The sequence below is a fragment of the Mesorhizobium sp. M6A.T.Ce.TU.016.01.1.1 genome (assembly GCF_003997065.1).
In the GTDB taxonomy this organism is placed as follows: Bacteria; Pseudomonadota; Alphaproteobacteria; order Rhizobiales; family Rhizobiaceae; genus Mesorhizobium; species Mesorhizobium mediterraneum.
In genome coordinates this window covers 1-4223 of record NZ_RZTJ01000034.1, presented here as the reverse complement: position 1 = coordinate 4223, position 4223 = coordinate 1, and the positions used below count along the sequence as shown (strand labels likewise).

Sequence of the window (4223 nt, the reverse complement as noted above, 5' to 3'; positions counted from 1 at the left end):
ATCTCTATCGTGCCGCTTCTTCCAGAAAGCCCTGGAGCGCCACGGCAGACCGGATCGCATCTTCATCGACGGTAGCCCGACCAATCATGAGGCGATCATTTCCTGCGACGCCGAACTACCGTCTGCGAAATCCATCGCGACGAGCGCTGAAGCCGATCCGCTCCGCAACAGCAAGTACCTCAACAATCGAGACCGAGCAGACCATCGGCACATCAGCGCCGCGCTGTGTCAATGCTCGGCTTCAAGTCGATGGCCGGTGCCGATGCCGTCCTTTCCGCGTCGAGATAGTTCACATGATGCGCAAACGGCAGGCGCGGTTCGCCTATTCACGCCCCTCGATCGCCGAGCAGTTCGAAATCCTTGCAGCATGATCATCGGCGCGAAAGCGTCCCCTTGTGACCAAAAGCACGATTTGCGACAGAACCATGTAAACTGTTGCGCACTTTACCCCCGTCAATTTGGACTATTCTCAGCGCCTACATGGGAAGTGAAATCGTTTTAATAACGTCGCTCAGCGGCCGATATGGCAAGCCTTTTTTTTCTGCCGACAGAGCATGGGTCAGGTGGCCACCATAGCAACAGACTCCGTCACACAGGCTTTCATCGTCAGTAATGGTCTGCACGGATTTGAGACTGGCGATGTAACGGATGTAAGGGAAAGTTCGCGCTGTGAGCAGCCGCGTAGCGGTGTTGGCCACCATTGATGGAATGTGATCGCAGTTGTAATGCACGACATTTTCTTCGCGATACGAGTGGTAGAGCGATGCAGAAGAAGTACAGGTTTCGATCAATTCGCGATCACAGGCTGTACAGTCGCACAGTATGCTGCCTCTCTGCATGGCTCCAACCATGCTGCGGTCGATCAGGTACTCCATTTTTCGCTTCGGAAGATCGGAGCGACGCACCGCACAGTTGAGGACGATGTCCATCTCCGACAGTGCCGCCGCAATCGTGTCCTGAGTGCGTGAAGGATCTTTGTTATTCATGACGATCAGGTTGGTGTCGGTTGCGCCGATGTAGTCGACGCCTTCGGTTTCGAAGCGCGCGTTGGCTTTGCAATTGAAATCCTCACGCCCTCGAGTGACAACTACGGTCAAGGCAATCCCTAGGTCCGACAAGTATTTGAATGCGGACAGACCGATATTGCCGCATCCGATGATCAGAGCCCGCCCTCCGGGAAGACCGCTCTCATTTCGCGGGCAGAACACTCCTTTTTCCTTGGAGCACAACTCCAACGCCCGCTGAGCGAAGAGATAGCCAGTCAGTTGGCTCATCGGCTCAAGCAATGGATACCGGCTAGCTTTTCCCACCCACTCGTAAGCGATTCCCAGAAAGCCTCTACTGATGAGTTCAGAGACGTCCCGAGGATCAACGTTGTTCTCATCAAAATGCAGATACGTGAATAAGATGTGATGCGGAGCATAGTCAGAATATTCTGAGCGCAGCGGTTCCTTAACCTTGAGGAGGAGCCGCGCCCGGGCGAGGACCTCATCTTTCATCGCAAGCTTCCCTCCGCAGACCTGATAATCCGCGTCCGAGAATCCGGCCCCTTCCCCGGCACCGATTTCAACATAAATGTGGTGACCGAGGCGCGAAAGAGCTTGCGCCTGGATCGGCTGGAGTGCGACACGTCGCTCGTCTTCTTTGATTTCCTTCAAAACACCGATGTTCATCGTTGAAACTACCTTTGCAGTCTTCGGCCACGCTGCTATCCAATCCGCTGTCATTCCGTACGCACCGTTTTAGTGTGGCACTTTGTGTAGCGGTCTGGCTCGGGGGTGTCGGTTCCAGTGTCAGACAATACGCCGAGCCGCCGCTGAGCAGGGAGGAGAACACGAGGTCACTGATGCGAAATAGCCCCGGTCCGTGAGTTGTCGCTGGAGCCGTGGGGCTGCAGCTAGAGAGGTCAGTCTCCTTCCAATTCCAATCCGGTTGAGGCAGGCGCTATAGAAAAGATTTCTGCTGCGTTCTGTGCTCCGGCGGGGCTCCAAGCATTGGCATCAATTTTTTCAAACATGCCTTATCAGATCCCAGGCGGAACATACCTCGTGTTCGGATTGGCGGCTGCGAATTTTCTGTTAACTCGATTTGCTTTTTTGTTACAAAAAGCTGGAATGCAACGAGTGGATTGTAGGCGAACCTCGCCTGCCGTTTGCGCATCATGTGAACCATCTCGACGCGGAAAGGACGGCACGGCTATAATCATGCCGTCCTTGCTTCAGTCGTAGGTGAGCGCCTGCAATCTCATCTCGGTATCAAGAGCCCGGGTCAGGAAAACGGTCTGCCGTCAGATGGTAAAGGCGTCCTGCGACCGAGCCTGTCCTCCAGCTTGTCGAGCACGGCTGCAACCTCATGTCGCTTCAAACGCTACTCTAACTTTAAAGCTGCTCTAACTTATAATGGCAGCCGGCTGGCCAAGCCTTTCAGCATCTGGATTTACGCCGATGCCTGGGGCTTCCGGCGGCGCGATATGGCCACTGTTGCGATTTGGGGCGTGTGTATCGAGCCGCGGAGTAACGTAGCCCGATAGATCGCACGTATTCATGATCCGGCTTGACGGGGTCGACGCCGCCAAGTGGAGGATTGCGCCCGTGGTAACATCCGATCCCCAAGTGTCCTCGATGCACATCTGGGGGCCGAGGTGCAGACACAGATCGCGAAGTCGCCGAACGGCACTAAGCCCTCCCGATTTGGAGAGCTTTAGGGCTACGGCATCCATACAGCCAAGATCATAAGCCCGAAGCAGCGAAGCCGTATCGTGCGCGTTTTCATCGATCTTCATCGGCAGCCCGGTTGCCGCGCGAACAGCGGCACACTCCTCAAGAGTTGCACAGGGTTGCTCCAGCATGATGTCGTATGCTGCGACAGCCTTGCCAACGCGTGTCGCATCCAAGCGAGAAGCCGCGCAGTTCCAGTCGCCATAGACGAGGGGACCCATGCCAACAGCCTCTCGTACAAGACGTAGCCGAGCGACGTCGGCTTCCCAGTTGATATCGGCACCTAACTTGACCTGAAACTGCGTCATACCGTCTGCCTGTGCCTCTCTAGCGATGACGGCCATTTCATCGGGCGCGATACAGGTGATCGAGTGGTAGAGCGGTATGCGAGCCATCTGGCGTCCACCGAGAAGCGCATAAAGAGGTAGCTTCGCGACTTTGCCTGTGATGTCCCAAAGAGCCAGGTCAAGGGCGGATTTTGCGTAGGCATGCCCCTGTAGCCAACTGTCAACCCGGCTCATTAACGCTTCCGGGCCGATCGGATCAGCTCCGATGATGACAGGCGCAAGATATTCCAGCGCGGGGCGCACGCCTTCAGCATAGGCAGGTAGATAGTGGGGAATCGGACAAACCTCACCCCAGCCAGAGATACCTTCCGACGTATCTACGCGGAGCAATATTGAGGTGACAGTATCGCAGGTTTTTCTATCTGCCATGTGATAAGGAACATAGCTGGTCAATGGCACTTGCCAAACTACTAGTCGTGTAATTCTCATTGCTGTCGCCGCTCCTTCGTTTGCGATGCTCTGGAATAATTGCATATGTGTCTGCTAACCGGATCCGGATCGCACCGCTGGCTGGCGCGCAATGGTCGGCCTCATGTTAAAGTTCGTAGTGATGCTTACCGTTTTGCGTGACGGTGATTTCTTTCGAAGAATCCTCCCTTTGGCGGTCCATAAGGCGCTGGATTCAGGCGGGCCGAGTGGGCGAACTTGCCGGTGTCGCGCCCCAATAGTGGCCGCGGGTGCAGGTTACCCTAGCGATGACTAGTTCGACTGGTTCGTTAAGAACGCCGGTCGCCCGCAGTTGGGGACGGAAAACAACCGCGCCGACAGCGTCGGCCCCTCGCGACGGACAAATTCTTTCGCCAGATTCGGTCCAATCATGCTAGCTGCAGGGCCACTTCTTTTGTGACGTTTCGCATGGCCAACCCGGTCGGTGTTGTCGAGGCGGTACAATTCAGCATGAACCTAATTGCGTCAGAATCCATTTTGCCGATCCAGAGTGCTGCCTCCGGCGATTGTTATTGAAACCGTCCTAATCCGCGTTCCCGCCTCGTTGCGGAAATCGCTCGCCCTAGGATCTCCTGATATGCGTCATCGAGAAAACCGAACGGCTTACTGCAACTCTCGCGCGCGTCCGGCGCCATTCCTGGTTTCCCAGATTGACTCGAAGTTGCGTAGCATCACTTCCGCGACGCTGAAGGTGTGCTTTCCTTGCCGGGAA

Annotated in this window: 2 protein-coding genes and 1 pseudogene; 1 reads left to right on the top strand and 2 read right to left on the bottom strand. The window is 55.6% G+C overall.

From position 1 onward, the window contains the following. Positions 1-371 (top strand): annotated as a pseudogene (locus EOC94_RS34410) (DDE-type integrase/transposase/recombinase); the annotation flags it as partial. 105 nt (positions 372-476) lie between these two features. Here the strand turns inward: EOC94_RS34410 and EOC94_RS31205 are convergent. Together EOC94_RS31205 and EOC94_RS31200 are read right to left on the bottom strand one after the other, a co-directional pair. Further along, complete coding sequence (locus tag EOC94_RS31205; RefSeq protein WP_024505891.1) at positions 477-1673, bottom strand: hypothetical protein; 1197 nt, start codon at positions 1671-1673, stop codon at positions 477-479. Between the two features lie 716 nt (positions 1674-2389). Then, positions 2390-3493: an enolase C-terminal domain-like protein gene (locus EOC94_RS31200; protein WP_127295381.1), complete on the bottom strand. Its 1104-nt coding sequence runs from the start codon at positions 3491-3493 to the stop codon at positions 2390-2392. Positions 3494-4223 lie beyond the last annotated feature (730 nt).